The 25,354-nt window shown below is 60.3% G+C and carries 24 protein-coding genes; 10 read left to right on the top strand and 14 right to left on the bottom strand.

The features are described from left to right. Positions 1 to 89 precede the first annotated feature (89 nt). The 9 genes from AC1RQB_RS22170 to AC1RQB_RS22130 all read right to left on the bottom strand — a co-directional run bounded on the left by AC1RQB_RS22170 (position 90) and on the right by AC1RQB_RS22130 (position 11,087). Complete coding sequence (locus AC1RQB_RS22170) at positions 90 to 854, bottom strand: ABC transporter ATP-binding protein (protein ID WP_007904656.1); 765 nt, start codon at positions 852 to 854, stop codon at positions 90 to 92. Positions 855 to 867: 13 nt separating this feature from the next. Next, complete coding sequence (locus AC1RQB_RS22165) at positions 868 to 1,986, bottom strand: succinylglutamate desuccinylase/aspartoacylase family protein (protein ID WP_063342674.1); 1,119 nt, start codon at positions 1,984 to 1,986, stop codon at positions 868 to 870. 12 nt (positions 1,987 to 1,998) lie between these two features. Continuing rightward, positions 1,999 to 2,709, bottom strand: a complete 711-nt coding sequence (locus AC1RQB_RS22160; RefSeq protein WP_008072750.1) for an ABC transporter permease — start codon at positions 2,707 to 2,709, stop codon at positions 1,999 to 2,001. Beyond that, positions 2,706 to 3,434, bottom strand: coding sequence for an ABC transporter permease (locus AC1RQB_RS22155; RefSeq protein WP_007904662.1), 729 nt, complete (start codon positions 3,432 to 3,434; stop codon positions 2,706 to 2,708). Before AC1RQB_RS22155 ends, AC1RQB_RS22160 begins: the two co-directional genes overlap by 4 nt. Before the next feature lie 56 nt (positions 3,435 to 3,490). After that, on the bottom strand, positions 3,491 to 4,273 hold the full coding sequence (locus AC1RQB_RS22150) for a transporter substrate-binding domain-containing protein (RefSeq protein WP_007904668.1): 783 nt from the start codon (positions 4,271 to 4,273) through the stop codon (positions 3,491 to 3,493). A gap of 374 nt (positions 4,274 to 4,647) precedes the next feature. Continuing rightward, positions 4,648 to 6,336, bottom strand: a complete 1,689-nt coding sequence (locus AC1RQB_RS22145; protein ID WP_063342675.1) for an ATP-dependent DNA ligase — start codon at positions 6,334 to 6,336, stop codon at positions 4,648 to 4,650. Continuing rightward, a complete protein-coding gene (locus AC1RQB_RS22140) occupies positions 6,333 to 7,364 on the bottom strand; it encodes a ligase-associated DNA damage response exonuclease (RefSeq protein WP_063342676.1) in 1,032 nt (343 codons plus the stop codon). The genes AC1RQB_RS22145 and AC1RQB_RS22140 overlap by 4 nt, the downstream gene beginning before the upstream one ends. Positions 7,365 to 7,617: 253 nt before the next feature. Continuing rightward, positions 7,618 to 10,068, bottom strand: a complete 2,451-nt coding sequence (locus tag AC1RQB_RS22135; RefSeq protein ID WP_063342677.1) for a penicillin acylase family protein — start codon at positions 10,066 to 10,068, stop codon at positions 7,618 to 7,620. A 374-nt stretch (positions 10,069 to 10,442) separates the two neighbouring features. Further along, positions 10,443 to 11,087: a glutathione S-transferase N-terminal domain-containing protein gene (locus AC1RQB_RS22130; RefSeq protein WP_063342678.1), complete on the bottom strand. Its 645-nt coding sequence runs from the start codon at positions 11,085 to 11,087 to the stop codon at positions 10,443 to 10,445. Positions 11,088 to 11,232: 145 nt separating this feature from the next. On the opposite strand from AC1RQB_RS22130, the gene AC1RQB_RS22125 reads away from it, so the two are divergent. Next, positions 11,233 to 11,790: a cysteine hydrolase family protein gene (locus AC1RQB_RS22125; protein WP_063342679.1), complete on the top strand. Its 558-nt coding sequence runs from the start codon at positions 11,233 to 11,235 to the stop codon at positions 11,788 to 11,790. Between the two features lie 199 nt (positions 11,791 to 11,989). Here AC1RQB_RS22125 and AC1RQB_RS22120 read toward each other — a convergent pair whose 3' ends face one another. From AC1RQB_RS22120 to AC1RQB_RS22105, 4 genes are all read right to left on the bottom strand, one after another. Then, complete coding sequence (locus AC1RQB_RS22120; RefSeq protein ID WP_007906737.1) at positions 11,990 to 12,199, bottom strand: SEC-C metal-binding domain-containing protein; 210 nt, start codon at positions 12,197 to 12,199, stop codon at positions 11,990 to 11,992. Between the two features lie 5 nt (positions 12,200 to 12,204). Then, the gene (locus AC1RQB_RS22115) at positions 12,205 to 12,690 is read right to left on the bottom strand and encodes an LEA/WHy family protein (RefSeq protein WP_008005786.1); all 486 of its coding nucleotides are present in this window, start codon (positions 12,688 to 12,690) and stop codon (positions 12,205 to 12,207) included. A 114-nt stretch (positions 12,691 to 12,804) separates the two neighbouring features. Beyond that, entirely contained in the window at positions 12,805 to 13,281 is a 477-nt protein-coding gene (locus AC1RQB_RS22110; RefSeq protein WP_063342680.1) for a YchJ family protein, read from the bottom strand. Positions 13,282 to 13,285: 4 nt separating this feature from the next. Further along, complete coding sequence (locus AC1RQB_RS22105) at positions 13,286 to 13,783, bottom strand: DUF6231 family protein (RefSeq protein WP_063342681.1); 498 nt, start codon at positions 13,781 to 13,783, stop codon at positions 13,286 to 13,288. A gap of 202 nt (positions 13,784 to 13,985) precedes the next feature. Between AC1RQB_RS22105 and AC1RQB_RS22100 the strand changes: the two genes are divergently transcribed. The 4 genes from AC1RQB_RS22100 (at position 13,986) to AC1RQB_RS22085 (ending at position 16,663) form a co-directional block, all read left to right on the top strand. Further along, positions 13,986 to 14,681, top strand: a complete 696-nt coding sequence (locus AC1RQB_RS22100) for a PA1041 family peptidoglycan-binding anchor lipoprotein (protein ID WP_063342682.1) — start codon at positions 13,986 to 13,988, stop codon at positions 14,679 to 14,681. Between the two features lie 90 nt (positions 14,682 to 14,771). Continuing rightward, the gene (locus AC1RQB_RS22095) at positions 14,772 to 15,485 is read left to right on the top strand and encodes a PA1041 family peptidoglycan-binding anchor lipoprotein (protein WP_008072767.1); all 714 of its coding nucleotides are present in this window, start codon (positions 14,772 to 14,774) and stop codon (positions 15,483 to 15,485) included. 148 nt (positions 15,486 to 15,633) lie between these two features. Then, complete coding sequence (locus AC1RQB_RS22090; protein ID WP_032830505.1) at positions 15,634 to 15,912, top strand: DUF1145 domain-containing protein; 279 nt, start codon at positions 15,634 to 15,636, stop codon at positions 15,910 to 15,912. Continuing rightward, positions 15,905 to 16,663, top strand: a complete 759-nt coding sequence (locus AC1RQB_RS22085) for a collagen-like triple helix repeat-containing protein (RefSeq protein WP_063342683.1) — start codon at positions 15,905 to 15,907, stop codon at positions 16,661 to 16,663. The genes AC1RQB_RS22090 and AC1RQB_RS22085 overlap by 8 nt, the downstream gene beginning before the upstream one ends. Before the next feature lie 111 nt (positions 16,664 to 16,774). Here AC1RQB_RS22085 and AC1RQB_RS22080 read toward each other — a convergent pair whose 3' ends face one another. Next, positions 16,775 to 17,233 (bottom strand): CopD family protein, encoded by a 459-nt coding sequence (locus AC1RQB_RS22080; protein WP_063342684.1) that lies wholly within the window; start codon positions 17,231 to 17,233, stop codon positions 16,775 to 16,777. A gap of 99 nt (positions 17,234 to 17,332) precedes the next feature. Here AC1RQB_RS22080 and dinG point away from each other — a divergent pair, with 99 nt between their 5' ends. From dinG to pdxH, 5 genes are all read left to right on the top strand, one after another. Continuing rightward, positions 17,333 to 19,477: an ATP-dependent DNA helicase DinG gene (gene dinG, locus AC1RQB_RS22075; protein ID WP_008072773.1), complete on the top strand. Its 2,145-nt coding sequence runs from the start codon at positions 17,333 to 17,335 to the stop codon at positions 19,475 to 19,477. A 96-nt stretch (positions 19,478 to 19,573) separates the two neighbouring features. Next, complete coding sequence (locus AC1RQB_RS22070; protein ID WP_063342685.1) at positions 19,574 to 22,096, top strand: beta-galactosidase; 2,523 nt, start codon at positions 19,574 to 19,576, stop codon at positions 22,094 to 22,096. Between the two features lie 227 nt (positions 22,097 to 22,323). Beyond that, positions 22,324 to 23,469 (top strand): serine hydrolase domain-containing protein, encoded by a 1,146-nt coding sequence (locus AC1RQB_RS22065; protein ID WP_063342686.1) that lies wholly within the window; start codon positions 22,324 to 22,326, stop codon positions 23,467 to 23,469. Positions 23,470 to 23,581: 112 nt separating this feature from the next. Continuing rightward, positions 23,582 to 24,679, top strand: a complete 1,098-nt coding sequence (locus AC1RQB_RS22060; RefSeq protein WP_063342687.1) for an OmpA family protein — start codon at positions 23,582 to 23,584, stop codon at positions 24,677 to 24,679. A gap of 24 nt (positions 24,680 to 24,703) precedes the next feature. Further along, positions 24,704 to 25,351, top strand: a complete 648-nt coding sequence (gene pdxH, locus AC1RQB_RS22055; RefSeq protein ID WP_063342688.1) for a pyridoxamine 5'-phosphate oxidase — start codon at positions 24,704 to 24,706, stop codon at positions 25,349 to 25,351. Positions 25,352 to 25,354 lie beyond the last annotated feature (3 nt).

The raw sequence follows: 25,354 nt of genomic DNA, 5'->3' as shown, positions 1-25,354 counted from the left end.
AATGATCTCCGATGAGCCCCCGGTGAAAGCTTAGTGGGCGATCACAGGGGGCAGCGGGGGTAGCCATTTCATTAGGGCAGTGCAAGGGGTTACTTGAGGTTGCCGCTGAGGAACTGCTTCAACCGCTCACTCTTCGGATTACCCAGTACATCCTCCGGCGCACCTTCTTCTTCCACCAGCCCCTGGTGCAGGAACAGCACCTGGCTCGATACCTTGCGGGCGAAACTCATTTCGTGGGTGACCATGATCATGGTCCGGCCTTCTTCGGCCAGGCCCTGAATCACCTTGAGCACTTCGCCCACCAGTTCCGGGTCGAGCGCCGAGGTCGGTTCGTCGAACAGCATGACTTCCGGTTCCATGGCCAGTGCGCGGGCAATGGCTACCCGTTGTTGCTGGCCACCCGACAGGAACGCCGGGTACTGATCCGCTACGCGCGCCGCCAGGCCAACCTTGTCGAGGTAACGTCGGGCACGGTCTTCGGCCTCTTGCTTGCTGCAACCCAGGACCCGGCGCGGGGCCATGGTGATGTTTTCCAGCACCGTCATGTGGCTCCACAGGTTGAAGTGCTGGAACACCATGGCCAGGCGGGTGCGAATCCGCTGCAGTTCATCTGCATCGGCCACGCGCATGCCGTGACGGTCGTGGATCATGCGGATCGTTTGGCCGTCCAGGCTCATGGCGCCGTCGTTGGGTTGCTCGAGAAAGTTGATGCAGCGCAAAAAGGTGCTTTTGCCTGAGCCGCTGGCGCCGATCAGGCTGATGACGTCGCCGGTTTTGGCCTTGAGCGAAACGCCTTTGAGCACCTGATGATCGCCATAGCTTTTATGCAGGCCTTCAATGGTCAATTTGTACATGGGGCATGCATCCTCAAGGCGAAAGTAGGTAGCCGCTGCGATAGGCTTCGGTGCCCGCGACGTGGGCGATCACCATGCCGGCAGTGGCCATGCGCCGCAGCGAACGGGCGTACATCAGCCCGGCGGCGGTGCAATGAACAGGGGTGACGCGATCATTGATCGGGTCGATGACTTCAGCAATCAGTTGCCCGGCCTCCAGGTATTCCCCGGGCAGAACCGTGAACACCAGCAGCCCGCCCACCGGTGTAGCCACCGGTTCGACGCCGGCCAGCGGTGTCGCCGGGTAGGGCAGTTCCGGTAATGGCGCCGGCTCACCGGCAATCGCGCCGAAATGAATCAGATAATCGATCAGCGCCTGGCTGTCGAGGCTGGCCAGCGGGTGATTGACGTCACCCTGGCCGCGTAATTCGACAGTGACTGAAAAACTGCCCAGCGGAATCTCGAACTGCTCGCCGAAGCGCTCTTTCAACTGCCACCAGAGCAGGGTGAAGCATTCATCGAACGATTGGCCACCCGAATCGGTAGCCAGCAGGCTGGCTTCAGAACCGATGTAGCGCGCCAGTGGCTCGACCTGCGGCCAGGCCTCGGGCGTGGTGTAAAGGTGCGCCACGGCTTCGAAATCGCAATGCAGGTCCAGCACCATGTCCGCATCGCAGGCCAGCCGTTGCAGGGTCAGGCGCTGGGATTGCAGTTGAGTGCCTGCGGTCTGCCGCGCCAACGCCTTGCGCAGGCTGTCGCGGATCAATTCGAGGTTACGTTGCGGATCGTCGCCGAGCAGGCCTTCGATCTCGTTGCCGACTTCTTCACTCAAGTCGACGAACCAGCGATTGAAGTTCTGCCCGCTTTCCAGCTCGTAGCGGCCCAATGGAACGTCCATCAACACTTGTTCCAGGCCGACCGGGTTGGCCACGGGCACCAGCACGATTTCGCTGCGCAGCCGGCCGGCGGCTTCCAGATCCGCCAGACGCTGCTTGAGGTGCCAGGCCACCAACATGCCGGGCAATTCATCGGCATGCAGGGAGGACTGGATGTAAATCTTGCCTTTGGCCGACGACGGGCCGAAGTGGAAACTGTGAATCTGTCGCACGGTCCCCGGCAGCGGGGCCAGCAGGTCATGAATCTGGTGGCGCATGTACGAGTTGTCCTAGTGAGTCGGCCCGAGGAAGGCCAGCCATCGGCGTTCGGCGAGACGGAACAGGCCGACCAGCGCAAAGGTAACGGTCAGGTAGATCAGCGCGGCGATGCCGAACGACTGGAATGTCAGGAAGGTCGCAGAGTTCGCATCGCGAGCGACTTTCAATACATCCGGGATGGTCGCGGTGAACGCCACGGTGGTCGAGTGCAGCATCAGAATCACTTCGTTGCTGTAATAAGGCAACGAGCGACGCAGGGCTGACGGCATGATCACGTAGGCGTAGAGCTTCCAGCCTGACAGACCGTAGGCCTTGGCCGCTTCGATTTCTCCGTGAGGCAGGCTGCGAATCGCCCCGGCGAAGATCTCCGTGGTGTAGGCGCAGGTGTTCAGGGCGAAGGCCAGGATCGTGCAGTTCATCGCATCGCGAAAGAACGCATCGAGGACCGGCTGGGCGCGCACGGCCGCCAGGCTGTAGATACCGGTGTAGCAAATCAGCAGCTGGATATACAGCGGCGTACCCCGGAACAGGTAGACGTAAAACTGCACTGGCCAGCGGATGTAGATCTTGGACGAAACCCTGGCGATGGACAGCGGGATCGACGCCAGAAAGCCGATGAAGATCGAAGCGCTGAGCAGCCACATGGTCATGGCCAGGCCGGTGATGTTGTAACCGTCGGTATAAAGGAAGGGTTTCCAGTATTCCTGCAAGAGTTCGATCATCGTACGGCCTCCCGGGAGCCGGCGGCGTAGCGGCGTTCGAGCCAGCGCAGGACGACGTTGGAGGCGCTGGTGATCACCAGGTAAATCAGCGCAGCCAGCACCAGGAAATAAAACAGTTGATAGGTGCTTTTACCGGCGTCCTGCGCGGCCTTGACCAAGTCGGCCAGGCCGATGATCGAGACCAGCGCGGTGGCCTTGAGCATCACCATCCAGTTGTTGCCGATACCCGGCAGGGCGAAGCGCATCATTTGTGGGAACACCACGAAACGAAAACGCTGGCCGCGTTTGAGACCGTAGGCGGTGGCGGCTTCGACCTGACCCCGTGGCACGGCGAGGATCGCCCCGCGAAACGTTTCGGTGAAGTACGCACCATAAATGAAGCCCAGGGTGATGACCCCGGCGCTGAACGGGTTGATCTCGATGTATTCCCATTCCATGAAGTCGGTAAACGAGGTCAGCCAGGTTTGCAGGCTGTAGAAGATCAGCAGCATCAGCACCAGATCGGGCACCCCACGAATCAGCGTGGTGTAGAGCTGGGCCGGTACCCGCACCAGTTTGACTTTTGACAACTTGGCACTGGCGCCCAGCAAGCCGAGCAAAACGGCCACCAACAACGACAACACCGATAATTTGATGGTCATCCAGGTGCCTTCCATCAGCAACGGACCGAAGCCCTGGAGGCTGAAGGCTGAAAGCCCCAGGTTTTGTAATAGGTTTTCGAACATAAATCAGCAACCTGATCGGGTGAAAAAAGCGCCCATCGCGAGATGGGCGCCGGGCATTATTTGCCGCTGTACAGATTCAGATCGCCAAAGTGTTTCTTCTGAATGGTGGCGTAGGTGCCATCGTCGTGTAACGCTTTGATACCTTTATTCAAAAGCTCTTTGAGGTCTTTGTTACCTTTAGAGATACCGATCGCTGTTTTCGACGGCAGCAATTCGCTGTCGACTGGCTTGCTGACTTCGTAACCTTCGCCTTTTGGCGACTTCAAGAAGCCCAGTTCGGCTTGCAGCATGTCCTGGATCGCTGCATCGAGACGGCCGGAAGTCAGGTCGGAATACACCTGATCCTGGTTCTGATAGGCCTGGGTTTTTACGCCAGCCTTGTCCAGCACGGCCTTGGCGTATGCTTCCTGGATGGTGCCTTGCTCGTAACCGACGGTTTTGCCCTTCAGCGAAGCGACGTCTTCGCTCAGGCCGGAACCTTTCTTGAACACGTAAGCGGTTGGGCCGGAGAACAACTCGTCGGAGAAATCGATGACTTTTTCGCGGGCCGGGGTGACGGTCATCGAAGAGATCACACCATCGAATTTATTGGCTTTCAAGCCCGGAATCATGCCGTCGAAATCGCTTTCGACCCATTTGCACTTGACCTTCAGCTCGGCGCAAATTGCATTGCCCAGGTCGATGTCGAAGCCTACCAGGCTACCGTCGGCTGCTTTGGACTCGAACGGCGCGTAAGAAGGGTCAACGCCAAAACGCAATTCTTTGTATTCCTTGGCCAGCGCGGAGCCGGCAGCCATGCACAACGCCAGTGCAGAAAGGGTCAGCAATGCTTTTTTCATTATTCAATCCCTAAGAACCAATATGAGCGCTTGTGGCGCAGAAGTACTGTTACTGAAAAGCGTAAGACCTATTAAAAGTAGCAATTTCCGAACCAGAGTCCCGAACAAGCGTTTAAAAGGTAATACAAGAAGTGGCAAAGCGCGATTTATGCACGAAAACGGGCATCGCCAGATCCCTGCGCCAGGGTGGTGCGCAGTATAGGGAGCCCACCGCCAGATCAGCTAAGCCACAATCCATGTGGGAGCGGGCTTGCTCGCGAAGAGGGAGTGTCAGTCAACATTAATGTTGCCGGACACACCGCCTTCGCGAGCAAGCCCGCTCCCACAGGTTCTGCAACTTTACTGACCTGCATTGGTGCAACACAGAAATCAGGTCAGGCGAGCAAATCCTGCAACGTCGCCAAGTTGTCAGCTTCCTCCACCGATTTGTCCTGCCGCCAACGCAGCATTCTCGGAAACCGCACCGCAATCCCGCTCTTATGCCGCTTCGACAGGGCAATACCCTCGAATCCCAGCTCAAACACCAAAGTCGGTTTCACACTGCTCACCGGTCCGAATTTTTCCACGGTGGTCTTGCGTACGATGCTGTCGACCTGACGAATTTCTTCATCAGTCAACCCGGAGTAAGCCTTGGCGAAAGGCACCAGCGTTCGCTCGCGGGCAGAGGGAGGACCGTCCCACACCGCGAACGTGTAATCAGTGTAGAGGCTGGCCCGGCGGCCATGGCCCTGCTGGGCATAGATCAGCACCGCATCAACGCTGAACGGGTCGACTTTCCATTTCCACCACACGCCCATGTCCTTGGTCCGCCCGACGCCATACAGCGCATCGCGGGCCTTGAGCATCATGCCTTCGACGCCCAATTTGCGGGAGGCTTCCCGTTGGCGGGCGAGGTCGAACCAGTTTTCGCCGGTCAGTACGGGCGAGCTCAGTAACACCGGGTTTGCGCAGGCTTTGATGAGTTGTTCCAGTTGAACACGGCGCGTGGCTTGGGTCTGGTTACGCCAATCCTCACCCTGCCATTCCAGCAGGTCATAGGCCAGGATCACCACGGGCACCTCATCGAGGATTTTTTTGCTCAGCGTTCTACGGCTGATCCGCTGTTGCAACAGAGCGAAGGGTTGCACGGCGGGTGACGACGTCGACTTCGGGTCGAAGGCGTCCTCGGTGCCTGGTCGTGCGGCTTTCCAGGCGACGATTTCACCGTCGATCACCGTACCGTCGGGTAAGTCATGAACCAGGCTGTCCAGTTCGGGGAAGCGCTCGCTTACCAGCTCTTCACCTCGCGACCAGATCCACAAGCGCCCATCGCGCTTGACCACTTGAGCGCGGATGCCGTCCCACTTCCATTCCACTTGCCACTGATTGACGGGGCCGAGCAGGGCGTCGAACTGCTCGACCGGGTGCGACAACGCATGAGCGAGGAAAAACGGGTAGGGCTGCCCCCCCCGTTGGGCATGCTCATTGGGTGATTCGGGGGCGACCAGCTTCAGGTAACTGGCGGCGCTCGGGCGGTTGGACTGATCGGTGTAACCCACCAGCCGCTGGGCCACGCGTTTGCTGTCGACCCCGCCCATCGCCGCCAAGGCGCGGGTAACCAGCAATTTGGAGACCCCGACACGGAAACTGCCGGTGATCAGTTTGATGCACAGCATCAGGCTCTGGCGATCCAGTTGCGCCCACAAGGCGGGCAAGCATTCGGCGAGGGTTAGCGGGGGCGCGTTACGCAGCGGCAGCAGTTTGTCTTCAATCCACACCGCCAGCCCATCGGTAGAGGTGTGGGGCGTTTCGGGCAGCACCAGCGAGATGGTTTCCGCCAGATCACCTACGGCCTGATAACTTTCTTCGAACAGCCAGGGCGAGAGTCCGGAAAACGCTGTGGCCATTTCCCGCAGCATTCGTACCGGTACCAATTGTCGAGGACGCCCACCGGACAGAAAGTACACCGCCCAAGCGGCATCTTCGGGTGCGGCTTGGGCGAAATAGCTCTGCATCGCCGCCAGTTTGGCGTTGCTCGAGGTGGTGGCGTCGAGTTCGGCATACAAGTCGGCGAAGGCTTTCATGCCAGCACCTCGGCGCTCTCGGGTTCTAGGACTGTGGTTTCTTCATCATCGCCATATTCGGTGCTGAAACTCATGGCATCGAGGCCTTGTTCGCGCAGATAGCGCACCAATACCCCGATCGAACCATGGGTGACGATCACGCGCTCGGCTCCGGTTTGTTCGATGGCCCAAAGCAGGCCGGGCCAGTCGGCGTGATCCGATAGCACAAAACCGCGGTCCACACTGCGCCGGCGCCGTGTACCGCGCAAGCGCATCCAACCGCTGGCGAAGCCATCGCTGTAATCACCGAAACGCCGTACCCAAGGGCTGGCACCCGCAGAAGGAGGCGCGAGGACCAAGGCCTTGCGCATCATCGGGTCATGCTTTTTAACTTCGCCGGCATAGATCGTTGGCGGTAAATAAATACCGCTCTCGCGATAAATCCGATTGATGGGTTCAACCGCGCCATGTACCAGAATGGGGCCGAGGCTGGCATCGATGCCGTGGAGAATCCGCTGGGCCTTGCCGAAGGCATAGCAGAGCAGCACGCTGGTCTTGTCGGCCGCCGCATTGGCCCGCCACCACTGATTGATCTCGGCAAAGATCTGCATCTGGGGTTGCCAGCGGTAAATCGGCAAGCCGAACGTCGATTCCGTGATGAACGTATGGCAACGCACCGGTTCGAATGGCGCACAGGTGCCATCGGGCTCGGTCTTGTAATCCCCCGAGGCGACCCAGACTTCCCCGCCATATTCCAGACGTACCTGGGCGGAGCCGAGTACGTGGCCCGCGGGGTGAAAACTCAGTTTTACACCGCGGTGCAGCAATGGCTCGCCATAAGGCAAGGTTTGCAGGTTGATGTCCTGGCCCAGACGCGCACGCAGGATGGCTGCCCCCGGTGCCGCTGCCAGATAATGTTGATTGCCACGGCGAGCATGGTCGCTGTGGGCGTGGGTGATGACCGAGCGTTCGACCGGCTGCCATGGGTCGATATAGAAATCACCGGGCGGGCAGTACAAACCTTCAGGACGAGCGATAACAAGGTCCATGTTGTTACCCAAATGGAGAGGCCTGTTAGCTAGGAGGTTTGCGCGAGACGAGAAGTTCTATTTATTTTCAAAGAAGGTTGGAGGCGCTAATCAGGCCGCTTTCGCGAGCAAGCCCGCTCCCACATTCAATCGAGTTCTACCAGAAAGAATGCGATCAAATGTGGGAGCGGGCTTGCTCGCGAAGACGGCGGCACATTCAACATCAATGGGACCGGCAGCATGCTTTCGCGAGCCGGCCCAGTCCCACTTGAGGTTACTTGCCAGGCGTGAGGGTCAACCGCGTCTTCCCGTAGACCTTGTCAAAGTTCTGCGGCTGCATCGGCAGGCTGATGTATTGCCCCTTGAGCCATGGCTCGACGCTGTCGAGATAGTGCGCGCTGGCCGGGTTGCCGGACTGGCCGCTACCGTTCTGGCCCATCAGCGGTTCGGCTTGGCCGAAATCGACGATAAAGCGCATGGCCGGCGCCAGCGTGGTGTTGAAGTCCTGACCCCAGGTGAACGCGGCGGTGTTGAGCGTGGTGTGGTCGCCGCCGGCTGGCAGCGGACCGCGCACGGTCTGGCCACTGGCGTTCTTCCATTCGTAGCGATGCAGTTTGCCCCACTGCCAGGCTTTGTGATCGCCACCCAACTGGCTGTCCCCCGCACTGATCGCGGCCGCCAGGCTACGGGCGAGAATCGTCGGTTTGTCTTCTTTCTGTGGGGTGCGCGAGTCGTCCCAGAACGGACTGTCCTCACGGCTCAGCAGATGATCGGCCTGCGCCGCGTAAGACAACTTGCCGTTGGCGATAAAGGCTTTCCACGCCGGGCTGCTTTCCGGGCCCAGTTCGTCGAGGAAAATCTGTTTAGTGCTTTCCTGCAGGAACAGCTCGTAGATCGCCGCGTCGGCGGAGGTCGGGCTGAGTTTGCCGTCGAAAGCCATCAAGCGCGTATAAGCCTCGCGAGCCTTGCCGCGATCGGCCACCGGCAACGCTTCGATGGCTTGCTTGAGTGGCTGGGACATGCCCGGTGCTTCAAACATCTTCTTCAGCTTGGCAGCGAAGGTGGTGGTCTGGTCGTATTGCATGGCGATCAGGCTACGCGTGTCGTGTTTGCCCACGCCCGCCAGTTCGGCCATGCGTTCACCGCGCTCCGGCGCCGACCAGGAATTGGACAGCTGCATGCCGTAGCCATGGGGAATGACCCGCTGGTTGGCGGTGCCGAGCCAGCCTTGAGCCGGGTCCTGGTCATACGGATGGAGCATCGGGTCGGCGTAACCGTCCCAATCGTAGCGACCTTCCCAGCCCGGCGACGGCAGCAAGCCTTCGCCTTCGCGACGGTTCGGGTAACGCCCGGTAACTTGCCAGCCGATGTTGCTGGCATCGGCAAACACCAGATTCAGGGCGATGGCGCGTATTTCACGGCTGGCGTCCGAGGCTTTCTCGACGCTCTGCGCTCGAGACAGGTCGAAAAAGGCATCCAGGGTTTTGTCGTCGGTGAAGTTTGGCGTCTGCAAGGCCAGGCCGAAACCATTCGCCAACGCGGTGCCTTGGGCGCTGTTGAGTAGCGGTCCGTGGCGGGTTTCGTACACCGCTTCGCGAATCGGCTTCTGGCCTTTGACGAAGTAGGTTTCGTTGCGCACGATCGCCGGCTGCCATTTGCCGCTGACTTCGTAAGAAAGGCCGTTGCCCTGGCGTTTGATTTTTTCCAGGAACAGGTCCTGGTTGTCGCCCATGACCGTGGTCATGCTCCACGCCACTTTGCCGTTGAAACCACCGAGCACCATCGGTAACCCGGCAATGGTCACGCCGGAGGCCTGGTATTTCGGCGCGCGAATCTGCACGTAACTGAACAGCGACGGCACGCCCAGCGGTCCATGGCTGTCGCTGGCCAACAGGCTTTTGCCGCTGCGGCTGCGTTGCGGAGCAATCGCCCAGTTGTTCGAAGACGTGGCGCCCAGCAGATTCAGGTCGGACAGTTGGCCCGTGGCTTTGCTGATTTCGCTCAGCCCCGGGATTTGCCCATTGAGTTTGATGCCCTGAAGTTTTTCCGCTTCTGCAACTGGCAGTTTTTCATCGGGAGCGGACGGCGCAAGCCACGCCAGCTTGTCGGTACTGACTGTCTGGGCCAGCATCAATGAGGAAATTTCTTCCGGCAGGTTCGCCGATTGACTGAAATTCAGCAGGCAGAAAATCAGCGCCGAATCTTCCGGTTTCCAGTACTCAGGCTTGTAGCCAGTGGCTGCGAGGTCCGCAGGCAGTTTGTCGCGGTAGCGGAACAGGTAGGCGTTGACCCCACGGGCATAGACTTCGAAGAAACGCTTGAGGCGCGGCGAAGAGGCCTTGTACAGCTCTCCCGCGCTTTTCTTCAGATTGACCGCACGCATGTAGCGGTCGGCGTCGAGCAGGTCTGCGCCGGACATCTCCGCCAAACGGCCCTGGGCCAGCAACCGCAGAGTGACCATTTGGCTGATGCGGTCGCTGGCATGCACGTAGCCGAGGGTGAACAGCGCATCGTGGAAGCTATTGCTCTCGATCAGCGGCATGCCCATGGCATTGCGCCGAATCGAAACGTTCTGCGCCAGGCCTTTGAGCGGTTGCACGCCGGAGGTAGGCGGGAGGGTGTCTTGAGTGTTCCAGGTCTGACAACCGGTCAGGCTTAAAACACCGGCCACTGCTGCGGCAACGCCGAACCGGGGAAGAAAATGTGTGAGGGCTGGCGAGGCCATGGCAAAGCTCCTGCGGGGGTAGTGGTGCCCCGCCTCGAAAGTCGCTGTTCAGTGTTGACGGCGTCTAATGTCGTCAGACTGCGTTGCCGCTCCTCGCCATAGCGGGCTATGACTCGTCGCGGCGCCTTGTCTGACAACATTAGCCACTCGTCAAAACTGAACGGACTTCCGAGGCGGGGCACAATAAAGGCGCTACGTTAGTGAGCAGGAGGTGGCCGCGCAAGCGGCGGCGGTGTTATTTCTTTACGGTGATCGTTCCCACGCTCTGCGTGGGAATGCAGCCCGTGACGCTCTGCGTCACATTCAGAGCCGAACGCGGAGCGTCCGTTGAGGCATTCCCACGCGGAGCATGGGAACGATCAGGGTGCAGGGCCTCAGGATTTAGGCGGATTGACCTTGGCCACCAGCGCATACGCCTTCACCGTCGCCGGGCGGTTCTGGATGTGGGTGAACCAGCGCAATACGTTGGGGAAGTCTTCCAGGTTCTGGCTTTGCCACTTGTGAGAAACGATCCACGGGTAGATTGCCATGTCGGCAATGCTGTATTCGCTGCCGGCGACAAAGTCATTGTTGGCCAGTTGCTTGTCGAGCACCCCATACAGGCGGGCGGTTTCGTCGATGTAGCGCTTGATCGCGTAAGGGATTTTCTCCGGTGCGAATTGGCTGAAGTGATGATTTTGCCCGGCCATCGGCCCCAGGCCACCCATCTGCCAGAACAACCATTGCAACGCTTGCTGGCGTCCGCGCAGATCCTTGGGCAAGAACTTGCCGGTTTTCTCCGCGAGGTACAGCAGAATCGCCCCCGACTCGAACAGTGCCAACGGTTCACCGCCATCGACCGGCTCATGATCGACGATGGCCGGGATTTTGTTGTTCGGCGAGATCTTCAGGAACTCGGGTTTGAACTGGTCGTTCTGGCTGATGTTGATCGGGTAAACGTTGTACGGCAGGCCGGCTTCTTCCAGGAATATCGAAATCTTGTGCCCGTTGGGGGTGGTCCAGTAATACAAGTCGATCATGAAATACTCCAAATCAAGAGACATCGTCAGGTACGGACAGCGACCGCCGGCATCAGGTCGTCCTGTTTGCGTTTGATGGCTTGCCAGTAGCAAGAGGTGATGCTGAAGTGCGGGAAATTCAATGCCCAGCAGGAGAAAAGTCGGCATGGAGCTCAAGACAAACGCGGCGCTGATCATCATCGATCAACAAAAAGGCATCCTGCATCCCAGGTTGGGCCGCCGAAACAACCCTCAGGCCGAAGAGCGCATCCTGGAATTGCTGGGGCATTGGCGTCGAACCGGACGGCCGGTGATTCATGTGCAGCACCTGTCCCGCTCAGAGGATTCAGTGTTCTGGCCGCAGCAATCGGGGGTGGAATTTCAGGAGCGTTTTCAACCATCGATGGGTGAGTGGCTGATTCAAAAACAGGTGCCGGATGCCTTTTGTTCGACGGGGCTGGAAGCACGTTTGCGCGAGGCGGGGATCGATCAGTTGATCATCGTTGGTGTGGCGACCAACAATTCGGTGGAGTCCACGGCGCGAACGGCCGGGAATCTGGGGTTTGAAGCGTGGGTTGCTGAGGATGCGTGCTTTACCTTCGATAAAACGGATTACTTTGGCGATGCTCATTCAGCCGAGGAAGTGCACGCGATGTCGCTGGGCAATTTGCATGGCGAGTATGCGACGGTCATCAGCACCGCGAAAATTCTGCACGCCGACTAAAAAACCTGTGGGAGCGGGCTTGCCCGCGATGAGGATCTAACTGAAACAGTTGTATTGAATGTGCCGCCGTCATCGCGGGCAAGCCCGCTCCCACAGTAGATTGTGTCGTAAGCGAATCTGTGAACGACGATACCCCTGTGGGAGCGAGGCTTACCCGCGATAGCGATTCAACAGGCGAAAAAGATATCCGCCCGAAGCATCAAGCGCCGTGGCACTTCTTGAATTTCTTGCCGTTGCCGCATGGGCAAGGGTCGTTGCGGCCGACGTCTTTCAGGGCGTTGCGCACCGGTTCCTGGTGGGCGTGGCCGCAGTTCGGGCCGTGGACATGGCCATGGTCGTGATCATGGTGGTCGTGATGGTCATGATCGTGGTTGCAGTCAGGGCCATGGACATGAGGTTGCTGGGTCATCGGGGTCACTCCGGAATTAAATCGGCGGCGATTATCACGCCATTACGCGCCAGGTGCACGTAGTGCGCGATGAATAAACCGGTTTCCAGTTCACCTTCCAGACGATAGGGGATGGGTTGGTCGGGTTTTTTCAGCAGCTTGACCAGGTCCCGGACTTTCGGCCACAGGTTGGTGCGGATCGGCACTTTAAAATAGGCGCTGCGTTTGGGGCCGACCGTGAACCAGTGTTCGTGCTCGCCTTCGGTCAGCAGTATGTCCCCCAAGTGAATGCGATATTCCAGGGCACGCACCGTCAGGTCTTGGTCATTGGGATTGTCGACGCGAAAATGCAGCAGGAATTTCTGCTCCAGTAGTTTGGCCCGGACCACCTCGACCTTGACCAGATGCACCTGCGGCTCCGGCAAGTCGTCGTCGAACCACGACGCACAGCCTCCGAGCCCCAGAAACAGAAGCAGGGTGAACAGCTGTAATGCGCGCCGTTGACGGGTCATGGTGAGGTATCTCCCTTGAGACCCAGTCTAGCCTTAAAAAGATCGCAGCCTTCGGCAGCTCCTACGCGCCTGTGGGCGCCGCCGAAGGCTGCGATCTTTTTGCTGTTGGTCAACTCAAGCGCTGAAATAACTCGCGCAGCACTTCTTGAACTTCTGCCCGCTGGCGCACGGGCACGCATCGTTACGTCCGGCCTTGAGTGACACGGTGGGGTCGATGAAATACCAGTGGCCGGCGTTCTGTACGAATGACGAACGTTCGCGGTGGCTGTGTTCGCCGCTGCTGTCGTGCCAGCGAGCGGTGAAGGTGACGAAGGCGTGCTCCGGCTGTCCGCCGAAAACCTCGGCGCTTTCCACCTCCAGGCCCAGCCAGGTGCTTTGGGCGCTCCAGTCGCTGATCGACTGGCGATCCAGGCCGGCCTGTTGTGCGGGCAGGGTGGTCGCCACTAGATAATCGATCAACCCCAATACATAGGCGCTGTAGCGCGAACGCATCAAGACTTCGGCGCTGGGAGCGGGGTGGCCGGCGTGGTAATGGCCACAGCAGGCATCGAGCAGCGTGCCGCTGCCGCAAGGGCAAATGGATGTACTCATTGCGTTACCACCAATATTTCCCGAAGTTTTCCGGATTGGCCCAGAAGCGGGAGTTGAGCCAGTCGGGCACCTGTTTATAGTCAAGCAGATCGTAGGTAAACAGGGTCAGTACTTGATCGTCGCGCTGGAAGCGTTCACTGGCTTGCAGCGCCAGGGAAAAGAAGTCCGTCTCCTGCCAACCGCATGCCGGCAAGTCGGCCAGCACCGCAATGCGACTGGCATTGAGGTTGCGTATCCCGCCGAGCAAATTCAGGCCGTCGCGCTTGGGCAAGTGTTCAAGGCAATCGACCACCAGCGCCAGATCAAACCGTTGCGCCGCCAGTTCGGCGGGCAGTGGCCCGGGTGCAGCAAAGTCGACGATGCTGTCCGGGTGCGCGAGCTTGAATGCCTCAAGCGCGGGGAATTCGCTGGCACCAATCAGCAACAGACGCGCCGGGGCGTAACGATCAAGCAAAGCGGCCAACGCCTGCTGGGGCGTGCGCGAAGAAATACCTGCAATCATCGAAGATCCTCAATCAGAACGCCAAGACTAGCCTGCCCCAACGTCCGGGCCTAGTGTTCCTGTCTCGCGCAATTAACCAAAAAGCGGCGATCCTCCATGAACATGGGGCAAAACAGCAATGGCCTATTGCTGGCGGAGATTAAAAGTCGGGTCTTTACTCCCTAGAATCGGTTTTAAGCCGATCCCTCAGGAGAAGAACTAGATGAGCATAATTCGGACAGCATTACCCTTGGTTCTGCTAACCAGTGTGTTGACTGGTTGCGCAGGTTTGCAGAAAACCGACTGGCCGACCTGTGCGGGTGTCGGTGGTGTCATCGGTGCAGGGCTCGGCGCGACCGAAAGCTCGGCATGGGCTGGGTATGGCGCGCTGCTGGTCGGCGGCACGGCAGCAGCCTGGTGCTGGGTGCATGGCGATGGCGATGAAGACGGCGATGGTGTGCTGGACAGCCGCGACAAGTGCCCGGGTACACCTAAAGGCGTGCGGGTCGATGCCGACGGCTGCCCTCCACCCGCGCCTGCGCCGGTGGTCGAGGAGGCGGCGGTGGTCAAGGAAGAAGTCATCGTTATCCGTGATGTGCACTTCCAGTTCGACTCGGCCAAGCTCACCCCTGCCGATAAGGACGTACTCAGCACCATTGCCACGCGCCTGAAACAGGAGTCCTCCACCGCCCAACTGACTGTCACCGGTCATACCGACAGCGTCGGCAGCGATGCCTACAACCAGAAACTGTCGGATAGACGCGCCCATTCAGTGGTGGAATACCTGATTTCCCAAGGCGTGCCACGCAGTAGTTTCGTGTCTGTGACCGGTGCCGGTGAAAGCCAGCCGGTGGCCGATAACAAAACCGCTGACGGCCGTGCGATGAACCGGCGCACGGAAATCAAAATCAACCGCTAGGTCTCTGCCGTTCCGCGGCTTGTACAGTCGCGGATGCGGGTCTTTACTCCTGTGTGACCGGTATGGGCCGGTGACACAGGAGCATTCACAATGAGCGTTCTTACAAGGACCGTCTTGCCGGTTCTGCTGCTTGGCAGTCTTCTGACCGGTTGTGCGACTCACAGCGATGGCACCGCCCCTCTGAATCAACGCACCTGGCCAATCTGCAGCGTCCTGGGTGGATTGGTCGGCGGCGGTTTGGGCGCGATCGAAAGTAGTGCCTGGGCAGCGGGTGGAGCGGCGCTCGGGATCTTGACCGGTGGCCTGATCTGCTACGCCCAGGATGGCGATGAAGACGATGATGGCGTCTTCGATCGACGTGATCGTTGCCCCGATACACCTGCCGATACCCCTGTCGAACATCACGGTTGCCCGCTGCCGCAATACCCGGCCAGCGTGAAACCTGTTGAAGCACCGGTCTCCGAAGTCATCACCCTGAACGGCAACGTGCTGTTCGCTTACAACCAATCCGAGCTGATGCCCCAAGCGCGCAGTGAGCTGGATTCGTTGATGGCCAAATTGCAAAACACCGATGTGGTGAGCATTAAAGTCATCGGTCATACCGACAGTCAGGGTTCGGACGCCTATAACCAGAAACTGTCGGAACGTCGTGCCAGCAGCGTCGCGGCCTACCTGTTGAGCCAGGGAGTCGCGCCAGACAAACTCACCAGCGAAGGCCGGGGCGAAAGCCAGCCGGTGGCCGATAACGACACGGAAGAAGGACGGGCGCAAAACCGTCGCGTGGAATTGCACATCAATCGCTAAGCCTTGTAATAGAGCCGTCGGACACCGATTCAGGTTGATCCGACGGCCAATTCGCGACCTTCGGGAAGAATTTTTTGTTGCCCTCTGGCTTATCCCGCGTGTAAGCCGTTACTGTGCGCGCAAAGAATAATTCTCAACGGGGGAGCGTATGAAGGTGTTTTGGGGGCTGGGGAAGTTGTTGACCCTGCTGTTCTGGTTGGTGGTGCTGGCCAATCTGCTCATACCGTTTGTTCATCCGTTTCACCTGCTGATCAATTTTGCAGGCACTGTGTTGGCAGGGCTTCATCTTCTGGAGCTGGTGTTCTGCAACCGCAGCCTCAAAGGTCGAGCCCATCCTTGGCGTGATCGCCTGAAGATTGTCTTTTTCGGCGTTTTCCACCTGCAAACCATTCCGGCCCCGGCCGCTTCGAAGGCCTCCCATGCGTAAACTCTGTCTACTCGCTGCATTTATCAGCCCATTGGCCTGCGCGCAGGTGGTGAGCGTCGAAACCAACTCGCTGATGCGCTTGCCCAACACCACCAGTACCTTGCAACTGGAACGGCTGGAAGTCGCCGATTACGGGACTTTGCTGATTCCCTCGAACGTGACCGAAGTGACGGTCGGCGAGCTGCACCTGGGACGCGACGCGCGGATTGCCATTGTGCCGAGCGAACAAGCCCTGGCGTTGAAGGTCAGCCGTGCCGAATTGGCCGAAGGCAGTCAGATCACTGCACGTGGCGCGCCGGGGACTTACCTCAAGGCCGCTCGCTCCGGACGCAATCTGGATTTGCAGATCAAAGCGTTGAACGCGCCGCAATTGTCGGTAGACGCTCGCGGTGGCGCGGGTGCTCCAGGTTTTGTCGGCCTTGATGGGGCTAATGGTCAAGCACCGGGTTGTACCTGGGGCCAGGCCGGTCGCGGCGCCGATGGCAGTAATGGCAGTGACGGCCAGCCGGGCGCACCAGGGGCGCTGGTTCGGCTGGAAGTGCCGCGTGATTACCCTGCGCAGCAGATCAAGGTCGAGATTGCGGGCGGGGAGGGTGGTACGGCAGGGCCCGGTGGAAAACCAGGGGCGGGCGGCAAGGCCAAGGGCTGTATCGTCTATAAAGCCGATGGCGGCAAGAGCGGCCGCCCCGGTGCCGACGGTCAGCCGGGGCCTGCGGGAGTGGCGGGTTCGGTGACGATTCAGCGGTTGTAAGCCCCTCAAGCGATCGTTCCCACGCTCTGCGTGGGAACGCAGCCCGTGACGCTCCGCGTCACTGGACGCGGAGCGTCCCTTGAGGCATTCCCACGCAGAGCGTGGGAACGATCACGGCCGCGCCGCCGCAATCGCCACCAGCACCAACCCGACCACCAGATTAATCCCCACCAACCGCCGAATCTTACCCAGCACCGCCGCACCCGTCGGCCAATCCTGAGCCGCCACCGCCGTGCGCAGTTCCGGAAGCATCAGCGCCTGAATCCGGATAAACAGCGCCGTCATCACCACATACAATCCCATCATCACCTGCACATACCGCGGCGCCGCTTCAAACCCCGCGAACTGCAGATGAATCATGCCCACGCCGCTGATCGGCAAAAGCACCACGGCGATCCAGACCCAGCGGAAAAAACCTTGAAACACTTCTACCCACAGCTTCAACCGGGCAGGGCCTTCCAGCGCCTTCATCGCCGCAGGGCGCAAGACCATCCAGGCGAAAAACATGCCGCCGACCCACACCAGGGCAGCGATGACATGCAGGGTATAAACGATGCCAAAAGGTGTCATTGAGGTACTCCGTTCTGCGCGGGATTGATTAGCGCGGTATGATAGCCGCCGATCCGAACCACTGAAAATTTATCCAGCATTTTTTGCGCCCGACAACCAATGATCAGCACCGAACTCAAAACCACGATCCAGGGCGCCTATTCGCGTTTTCTCGAAGCCAAGAGCCTCAAGCCGCGCTACGGCCAACGCCTGATGATCGCCGAAATTGCCAAAGTCCTCGGTGACATCGACACCGACGACGAAGGCCGGCGCAGTGGCGACCCCGCGATTGTCGCGGTGGAAGCCGGCACCGGTACCGGCAAAACCGTGGCCTACAGCCTGGCGGCCATCCCTGCCGCGAAGGCCGCCGGCAAGCGTCTGGTGATCGCCACGGCCACGGTGGCCCTGCAAGAGCAGATCGTCTACAAGGATTTGCCCGACCTGATGCGCAACAGCGGGCTGAATTTCAGCTTCGCCCTGGCCAAGGGGCGCGGGCGCTACATGTGCCTGTCCAAGCTGGACATGTTGCTCCAGGAAGGTCACGCGCAGACTGCCACCGCGCAGTTGTTCGAAGAAGAAGGCTTCAAGATCGAGGTCGATGAGGCCAGCCAGAAGCTGTTCACCAGCATGATCGAGAAGCTCGCCGGCAATAAGTGGGACGGCGATCGCGACAGTTGGTCGACGGCGCTGGAAGACGCCGACTGGGCGCGCCTGACGACCGATCACAGCCAGTGCACCAACCGTCATTGCCCGAACTTCGGCCAGTGCGCCTTCTACAAGGCCCGCGAAGGCATGGGCAAGGTCGACGTGATTGTGACCAACCACGACATGGTCCTGGCCGACCTGGCCCTGGGCGGCGGTGCGGTTCTGCCGGACCCGCGTGACACCATCTATGTGTTCGACGAAGGCCACCACCTGCCGGACAAGGCCATCGGTCACTTCGCTCACTACACGCGTCTGCGTTCCACCGCCGACTGGCTGGAAACCACCGCCAAGAACCTCACCAAATTACTCGCCCAGCACCCGCTACCGGGCGATCTGGGCAAATTGATCGAGCAGGTGCCGGAGCTGGCCCGTGAGATCAAGACCCAGCAGCAGTTCATGTTCAGCGCCTGTGAGCAAGCCGCCGACTTCAAGCCCGGCGAAGACGTCGAAGGTCGCGAGCGGCCACGTCACCGTTTTGTCGGCGGGGTGATTCCCGAGCACATGCGCGAAATGGGCATCGAGCTGAAGAAGGGCTTTGCCCGCCTGACCGACCTGTTCACCCGGCTCACCGACCTGCTCAAGGAAGGCATGGACGGCGAGGTCAATATCGGCATCGCCAGCAACCAGGCCGAAGAGTGGTATCCGCTGTTCGGCAGCCTGTTGTCGCGCTCTTCGGGCAACTGGGAGTTGTGGACCGCCTTCACCGTCGAAGACCCGGAAGACAACCCACCGATGGCCCGTTGGCTGACCCTGGCCGAAAGCGGTTCGCTGTTCGACATCGAGGTCAATGCCAGCCCGATCCTCGCGGCGGATATGCTGCGGCGTAACCTGTGGAACGTGGCTTACGGGGCGCTGGTGACATCGGCGACCCTGACCGCTCTCGGCACTTTCGACCGCTTCCGCATGCGTGCCGGTCTGCCTAAAACAGCCGTGACCGCCGTGGTCCCGAGCCCGTTTCATCACGCCGATGCCGGTGTGTTGCGGGTGCCGGACCTCAAAGCCGACCCGCGTGATGCGCCGGCTCACACCGCCGCGATCATCCGCGACCTGCCGCAACTGGTAGAAGGTTCACGCGGCACCCTGGTGCTGTTCTCCTCACGCAAACAGATGCAGGACGTGTTCGACGGTCTGGACCGCGACTGGCGCAAGCAAGTGTTCATTCAAGGCAACCTGTCGAAGCAGGAAACCCTGAACAAGCACAAGGCGCGGGTTGATGGTGGGGATTCCAGCGTGCTGTTCGGCCTGGCGAGTTTCGCCGAAGGCGTGGATTTGCCCGGTGCGTACTGCGAGCACGTGGTGATCGCCAAGATTCCGTTCTCGGTGCCTGACGATCCAGTCGAAGCGGCGCTGGCGGAATGGATCGAGGCTCGCGGTGGCAATCCGTTCATGGAAATCTCCGTGCCGGACGCCTCGCTGAAACTGGTCCAGGCCTGCGGTCGCTTGCTGCGGACCGAAGAAGACCGCGGCACCATCACCTTGCTCGACCGTCGTCTGGTCACACAACGCTACGGCAAAGCTATTCTCAATGCACTGCCACCATTTCGTCGTGAAATTTCCTGATGCACCGGTGGGCAAATAAGCCCACCGCGTTGTCTACCTCACTGCCACCGCTTTTCCACTGGCCCATTGATGGTCGCTTGGGAGATCCACGTTCCTATGATTCGCCGCTCGTTGCCCGCCGTTTTTGCCTTGATGTTCGCAGCCCCTTTGCTGGCGGCCCCTGCCGGCCAGCAGACGCTGTTCAACTTTGTGCGTCCCGCCGATGTGGTTCAGGTGGCGACCCAGGACGCCAGCCTGCCGCAATCCAACGCGGAGCAAACGGCCGAAGGCGAAGTGCTGCGCCGCGTGACCTTCAACCCGGTCGCCCAGCCGACGTTGCGTCTGACGCCGCAGACCGGTGCCTGGGACTGGTCGCAGTCGGGTGTCATGAGCCTGCGGATCCAGAGCGCGATGAACTGGGCCGTGACCCTGTACGTGAAAATCCAGAGCAACGACGGCAAGACCCTGGTCAGCCGTGTCGATCTGCCGGCCGGCCCGGCGCAAACCCTGCTGGTACCACTGCAGCCGAGTACACCTTTGAGCCAGGGCATGAAAGCCGGCCCGCCGATGCCGATCAACTTCGAAGGCCAGCGTGTATTGCTGGCCAGCAGCGCCGGTGAGCTGGACCGCAGCCAAGTGGTGTCAGTGACCTTGTCGATGGATCAGCCGAAAGTCGCCCAGAGCATCCTGCTCGAGCGCTTCGGCGTGCAGGATGGCGAGGCTGTCACCAAGGCCGCTTATGGCGGTCTGGTGGACGCCTACGGCCAATCGACCCGGGCCAAATGGCCGGAGAAGGTCAGCAGCGACGAGCAACTGAAATCCGCTGCGGCCAAAGAACAGCAACAACTGAAAAGCTGGCTGGCCGAGCGTGAGAAGCAGTCCCTGGACAAGTTCGGCGGCTGGACCAAAGGCCCTGCGTTCAAGGCCAGCGGCTTTTTCCGCACCGAAAAGCGTGATGGCCGCTGGTACCTGGTGACCCCGGAAGGGCATCCGTTCTATTCCCTCGGCGTCAACAGCGTGACCCCGGGCGCAAACCAGACCTACGTCGCCGGTCGCGAGTGGATGTTCGAGTCCCTGCCCAAACCCGACGAGCCCCTTGCCAGCTACTATGGCGAAGGCGACAACCGTGGCGGCAATGGCGCCGATCAGGGCCGAGCCTATAACGCCGGGCGCTGGTACGATTTTTATGGCGCCAACCTGCAGCGTCTGTATGGCGAGCCTTGTGCATCGGGCAGCGACACCAAGGCTGGTGTCGCCGAAGCGGCCAAGGCCGATGCGGCCGAGGCGATGACCGATAAGGCTGCCGAGCAATCAGCCGCTCCTGCGGCGACCGAATCCGGCGCCGGGGTTGCCGAAGCGGCCAAGACTGGCGCCGTTGAAGCGTCAGTCGAAAAAGCGGCCGGGCAAACGGCCACCGAACCCTGCAAAGTGGTTTTCGACGAAAAACGCTGGGCCAGCCACACCCTCGATCGCCTGCAAGCCTGGGGTTTCAATACCATTGGCAACTGGAGCGCACCGGTGTTCGGCAACGCTGACCGAGTGCCGTACACCTTGCCACTGTCGATCGTCGGCGATTACGCCAGCATCAGCACCGGCACCGATTGGTGGGGCGGCATGCCTGATCCGTTCGATCCGCGTTTCGCCATGGCCACCGAACGCGCCGTGGCCATCGCCGCCCGCGACCATCGCGACGATCCGTGGCTGATCGGTTACTTCGCCGACAATGAACTGGCCTGGGCCGGTCCCGGCGATGACCCGAAGGCCCGTTACGCGCTGGCCTACGGCACCTTGAAAATGACCACCGATGTGCCGGCCAAACGTGCCTTCCTCAAACAACTGCGTGACAAGTACCGCAACCAGGCGGGCCTTTCCAAGGCATGGGGCATTGATCTGTCAGCCTGGGAATTGATGGAAGACCCGGGCTTCGTGCCGCCGCAGCCGAGCGCCGAGTACCCGGAAATCGAAGCCGACTTCAAATACTTCCAGAAAGTGTTCGCCGACACGTACTTCAAAACCGTCTCTGACTCGCTCAAGTGGCATGCGCCGAACCAGTTGTTACTGGGCGGCCGTTTTGCCGTCAGCACCCCTGAAGCCGTTGAGTCCTGCGCGCAATACTGCGACGTGCTGAGCTTCAATATGTACACCCTGCAACCCCAGGACGGTTACGACTTCGCCAGACTGCGCAGCCTGGACAAGCCGGTACTGATCACCGAATTCAACTTCGGATCGGCGGATCGCGGCCCGTTCTGGGGTGGCGTGACACAACTGGCGAAAGAAGAAGACCGCGGCCCGGCCTACGCCAACTTCCTCAAACAAGCGATGAGCGAACCGTCGATTGTCGGGGTGCATTGGTTCCAGTACCTCGATCAACCGGTGACGGGTCGCCTGCTGGACGGCGAGAACGGTCACTTCGGGCTGGTGGGCATTACTGACCTGCCGTTCCAGGGCTTTGTCGACACGGTACGCAAAAGCAATGTGCAGACTGTCGATCAACTCGGCAAAGAGGCCGAGAAGGCCAGGGCCGAGGCGGAAAAAGCCACCGGGAACCATGAAGGCGAGGGCGGCAAGCAAGGCGCTGCTGGCAAAGGTGCGGAGCACGGTACCGGCCATGCGGGTGGGCATTCGGGCAATGGTCATTAAGCACTGAGATCCCCTGTGGCGAGGGAGCTTGCTCCCGTTGGACTGCGCAGCAGTCCCATTCTGGGAATAGGGGGGCGCTCCGCGCCCCAACGGGAGCAAGCTCCCTCGCCACAGAGGCTCCTGATTAATTCCATGGGCGACCGCCCGACCCGACCCTGTTCCCAAATCCCTCAAGGGCTGGAACAATGCGGGCCACTTTATAGAGCGTTTATCCGGGAGAGTTGTGGGTGCAGATTCAGGGTCATTACGAGCTTAAGTTCGAAGCGGTGCGCGAAGCTTTTGCAGCGCTGTTCGACGATCCTCAGGAGCGTGGCGCGGCGTTGTGCATCCGCATTGGCGGGGAAACCGTTCTCGACCTCTGGGGTGGTACCGCTGACAAGGACGGCACCGAAGCCTGGCACAGCGACACCATTGCCAACCTGTTTTCCTGCACCAAGACCTTCACCGCCGTGACCGCGCTGCAACTGGTGGCCGAAGGCAAGCTGCAACTGGATGCTCCAGTCGCTCGCTACTGGCCCGAGTTCGCTGCCGCCGGCAAAGAGTCCGTGACCCTGCGCCACTTGCTCTGCCATCAGGCCGGCCTGCCGGCCCTGCGCGAATTGCTGGCGCCAGAAGCACTTTACGACTGGCAGACCATGGTCGATGCCCTGGCCGCCGAAGCACCATGGTGGACACCGGGTGAAGGTCACGGTTATGCGGCGATCACCTATGGCTGGCTGGTCGGTGAGTTACTGCGTCGCGCCGACGGTCGTGGGCCGGGCGAGTCCATTGTGGCGCGGGTCGCGAAGCCCTTGGGGCTGGACTTCCACGTCGGCCTCGCCGACAAAGAGTTCCATCGCGTGGCGCACATTGCCCGCAGCAAAGGCAACCTTGGCGATGCCGCAGCCCAGCGCTTGCTGCAAGTGACCATGCGCGAGCCGACGGCCATGAGCACGCGGGCCTTCACCAACCCGCCGTCTATAATGACTAGCACCAACAAACCGGAATGGCGGCGCATGCAGCAGCCGGCCGCCAATGGCCACGGCAATGCCCGCAGCCTGGCCGGGTTCTACGCCGGTTTGCTCGACGGCAGCCTGCTGGAAAGCGAAATGCTCGACGAGCTGACCCGCGAGCACAGCGTCGGCGAAGACAAGACTTTATTGACCCGGACTCGCTTCGGCCTGGGTTGCATGCTCGATCAACCGGACGTACCCAACGCCACCTACGGCCTCGGCCCACGGGCGTTCGGTCACCCCGGCGCCGGCGGTTCCATCGGTTTTGCTGACCCGCAATACGATGTGGCTTTCGGCTTTGTGACAAATACCCTGGGGCCGTACGTCTTGATGGATCCACGAGCGCAAAAGCTTGTGCGAGTACTGGCCACTTGTCTGTAAATCACGCTTAAGGGGGCCAGGGCCGGAACCCGAAAGCCTTTGTGGTTTCAAAGCGCTGTTTATCCGGGCTAACCCGGTCTGATTCTTCATTACTTCATTTTGTGGATATCCAATGTCATCCAATAAAACTCTCGCCCTGGCCCTGTGCTTCGCTATCACCGGTTGCGCACAAACCCCACAAAATGACGCAGACGGCGGCAGCTGGTGGCCGTTCGGTTCATCCGACAAGGTTGCGACCAAAGAACCGGCCCCGGCCCCGCTGAAACCTGCTGCAACAGCCCCCGTCGCCAAGGCTGACAGTGCATCCCCTTGGTACTGGCCGTTCGGTTCCGATGACGCTGCCGACAAAGTGGCCAAACCGGACGTGAAACCAGACGTTAAACCTGAAGCCAAGCCGGTCGTTGCAGCCAAGGCTGAAGCCGATGCCGGTGGCAACTGGTGGTGGCCGTTCGGCGGCAAGGAGCAAAGCACCGCCAAGGCCGTGCCGATGCCCGACCCGAAAGTCACCCAGGCCTGGCTCGACGACTACGAACCGCGTCTGCGCGAGGCGATCAAGGACAGCAACCTGAAACTCGAGCGCCGTGAAAACGTGCTGGTCGTCACTGCGCCGGTAGAAGGCTCGTTCAACCCTGACCGTCCGGCCATGCTGCTGCCGGTGACCCTCGGCCCGTTCACCCGTGTCGCGAAAATCCTCGAAGTCGATCCAAAGACAGCCGTGCTGGTACTCGGTCACAGTGATACGTCGGGCGCCGCTCCGGCCAACGTGAAGCTGAGCCAGGAGCGCGCCCAGTCGGTGGCGGCGATCTTCCGTCTCAGCGGTCTGCAGCGTGATCGCCTGATGCTGCGTGGCATGGGTGGTGAGGCTCCGCGTGCCGCCAACGACAGTTCTGAAGGTCGTGCCTTGAACCGTCGCGTCGAGCTGTTGGTGACGCCGGCAAACACCATGGTCGCGTTGCTGAGCAAGTACAACATGCCGGCTCCGGCACCAGTGAAAACCATGGTCGCTGCGCAAGACATCAAGCCAGTGGCCAAGCCTGTGACCCCGGCGCCTGCTGCGAAGAAAGCGGCTGTGCCGGCGACGAAAAAGGCTCCGGCCAAGAAAGCGGCTGCCAAGGCTCCAGCCAAAAAAGCCGTGGTGAAAAAGACTGCGCCGGCCAAAGCCGCTGTCGACACCAAGAAAGTCGCTGTCGCCGATGACACAAAGAAGTGATTCGTTAACCAAAAGGAATGCGCCATGACCCGGCCCTTGGCAGATATGCGTCGCGACTACACCCGAGATGGCCTGACCGAGGCGCAAGCCCCGGCCGAGCCGTTCGCGCTGTTCCATCAGTGGTTTGCCGATGCGGTGAAAACCGAGCAGGTGCCGGTGGAGGCGAATGCCATGACGCTGGCCACCGTCGATCAGCAGGGGCGGCCGCATTGCCGCATTCTGCTGCTCAAGGGCCTGGATGAGCAGGGCTTCACCTTCTTCACCAACTATGAAAGCGACAAGGGTCAGCAACTGGCAGCCAATCCATTTGCGGCCATGACGTTCTTCTGGCCAGCCCTGGAGCGTCAGGTACGCATCGAAGGGCGGGTGGTGAAGGTTACGCCTGAAGAGTCCGACGCTTATTATCAGGTTCGCCCTCTGGGCAGTCGTCTCGGCGCCTGGGCCTCGCCCCAGAGCCGGGTGATCGCCGATCGCGGCGAACTGGAAGCGCTGCTCAAGAACACCGAGCAACGTTTCAGCGATACTCAGCCTCACTGCCCCGAGCACTGGGGCGGCTATCGCTTGCTACCCGAGCGCATCGAATTCTGGCAGGGTCGTCCGAGCCGTCTGCACGATCGCCTCAACTACCGCTTGAAAGGCACCGACTGGGTTCGTGAGCGTCTGGCGCCATAAATA

It is taken from the genome of Pseudomonas sp. GW822-FHT02E03, assembly GCF_058802325.1.
This window is presented reverse-complemented; position numbering and strand designations above follow the sequence as displayed.

Excerpts from the sequence above, each read along its gene's own strand:
- AC1RQB_RS22140 (WP_063342676.1), bottom strand. The coding sequence starts at position 7,364 with ATGGACCTTGTTATCGCTCGTCCTGAAGGTTTGTACTGCCCGCCCGGT.
- AC1RQB_RS22155 (WP_007904662.1), bottom strand. The coding sequence starts at position 3,434 with ATGTTCGAAAACCTATTACAAAACCTGGGGCTTTCAGCCTTCAGCCTC.
- AC1RQB_RS22125 (WP_063342679.1), top strand. The coding sequence starts at position 11,233 with ATGGAGCTCAAGACAAACGCGGCGCTGATCATCATCGATCAACAAAAA.
- AC1RQB_RS22145 (WP_063342675.1), bottom strand. The coding sequence starts at position 6,336 with ATGAAAGCCTTCGCCGACTTGTATGCCGAACTCGACGCCACCACCTCG.
- AC1RQB_RS22115 (WP_008005786.1), bottom strand. The coding sequence starts at position 12,690 with ATGACCCGTCAACGGCGCGCATTACAGCTGTTCACCCTGCTTCTGTTT.
- AC1RQB_RS22100 (WP_063342682.1), top strand. The coding sequence starts at position 13,986 with ATGAGCATAATTCGGACAGCATTACCCTTGGTTCTGCTAACCAGTGTG.
- dinG (WP_008072773.1), top strand. The coding sequence starts at position 17,333 with ATGATCAGCACCGAACTCAAAACCACGATCCAGGGCGCCTATTCGCGT.
- AC1RQB_RS22150 (WP_007904668.1), bottom strand. The coding sequence starts at position 4,273 with ATGAAAAAAGCATTGCTGACCCTTTCTGCACTGGCGTTGTGCATGGCT.
- AC1RQB_RS22165 (WP_063342674.1), bottom strand. The coding sequence starts at position 1,986 with ATGCGCCACCAGATTCATGACCTGCTGGCCCCGCTGCCGGGGACCGTG.
- pdxH (WP_063342688.1), top strand. The coding sequence starts at position 24,704 with ATGACCCGGCCCTTGGCAGATATGCGTCGCGACTACACCCGAGATGGC.
- AC1RQB_RS22160 (WP_008072750.1), bottom strand. The coding sequence starts at position 2,709 with ATGATCGAACTCTTGCAGGAATACTGGAAACCCTTCCTTTATACCGAC.
- AC1RQB_RS22085 (WP_063342683.1), top strand. The coding sequence starts at position 15,905 with ATGCGTAAACTCTGTCTACTCGCTGCATTTATCAGCCCATTGGCCTGC.
- AC1RQB_RS22070 (WP_063342685.1), top strand. The coding sequence starts at position 19,574 with ATGATTCGCCGCTCGTTGCCCGCCGTTTTTGCCTTGATGTTCGCAGCC.
- AC1RQB_RS22130 (WP_063342678.1), bottom strand. The coding sequence starts at position 11,087 with ATGATCGACTTGTATTACTGGACCACCCCCAACGGGCACAAGATTTCG.
- AC1RQB_RS22105 (WP_063342681.1), bottom strand. The coding sequence starts at position 13,783 with ATGATTGCAGGTATTTCTTCGCGCACGCCCCAGCAGGCGTTGGCCGCT.
- AC1RQB_RS22135 (WP_063342677.1), bottom strand. The coding sequence starts at position 10,068 with ATGGCCTCGCCAGCCCTCACACATTTTCTTCCCCGGTTCGGCGTTGCC.
- AC1RQB_RS22080 (WP_063342684.1), bottom strand. The coding sequence starts at position 17,233 with ATGACACCTTTTGGCATCGTTTATACCCTGCATGTCATCGCTGCCCTG.
- AC1RQB_RS22095 (WP_008072767.1), top strand. The coding sequence starts at position 14,772 with ATGAGCGTTCTTACAAGGACCGTCTTGCCGGTTCTGCTGCTTGGCAGT.
- AC1RQB_RS22090 (WP_032830505.1), top strand. The coding sequence starts at position 15,634 with ATGAAGGTGTTTTGGGGGCTGGGGAAGTTGTTGACCCTGCTGTTCTGG.
- AC1RQB_RS22170 (WP_007904656.1), bottom strand. The coding sequence starts at position 854 with ATGTACAAATTGACCATTGAAGGCCTGCATAAAAGCTATGGCGATCAT.
- AC1RQB_RS22110 (WP_063342680.1), bottom strand. The coding sequence starts at position 13,281 with ATGAGTACATCCATTTGCCCTTGCGGCAGCGGCACGCTGCTCGATGCC.
- AC1RQB_RS22120 (WP_007906737.1), bottom strand. The coding sequence starts at position 12,199 with ATGACCCAGCAACCTCATGTCCATGGCCCTGACTGCAACCACGATCAT.
- AC1RQB_RS22060 (WP_063342687.1), top strand. The coding sequence starts at position 23,582 with ATGTCATCCAATAAAACTCTCGCCCTGGCCCTGTGCTTCGCTATCACC.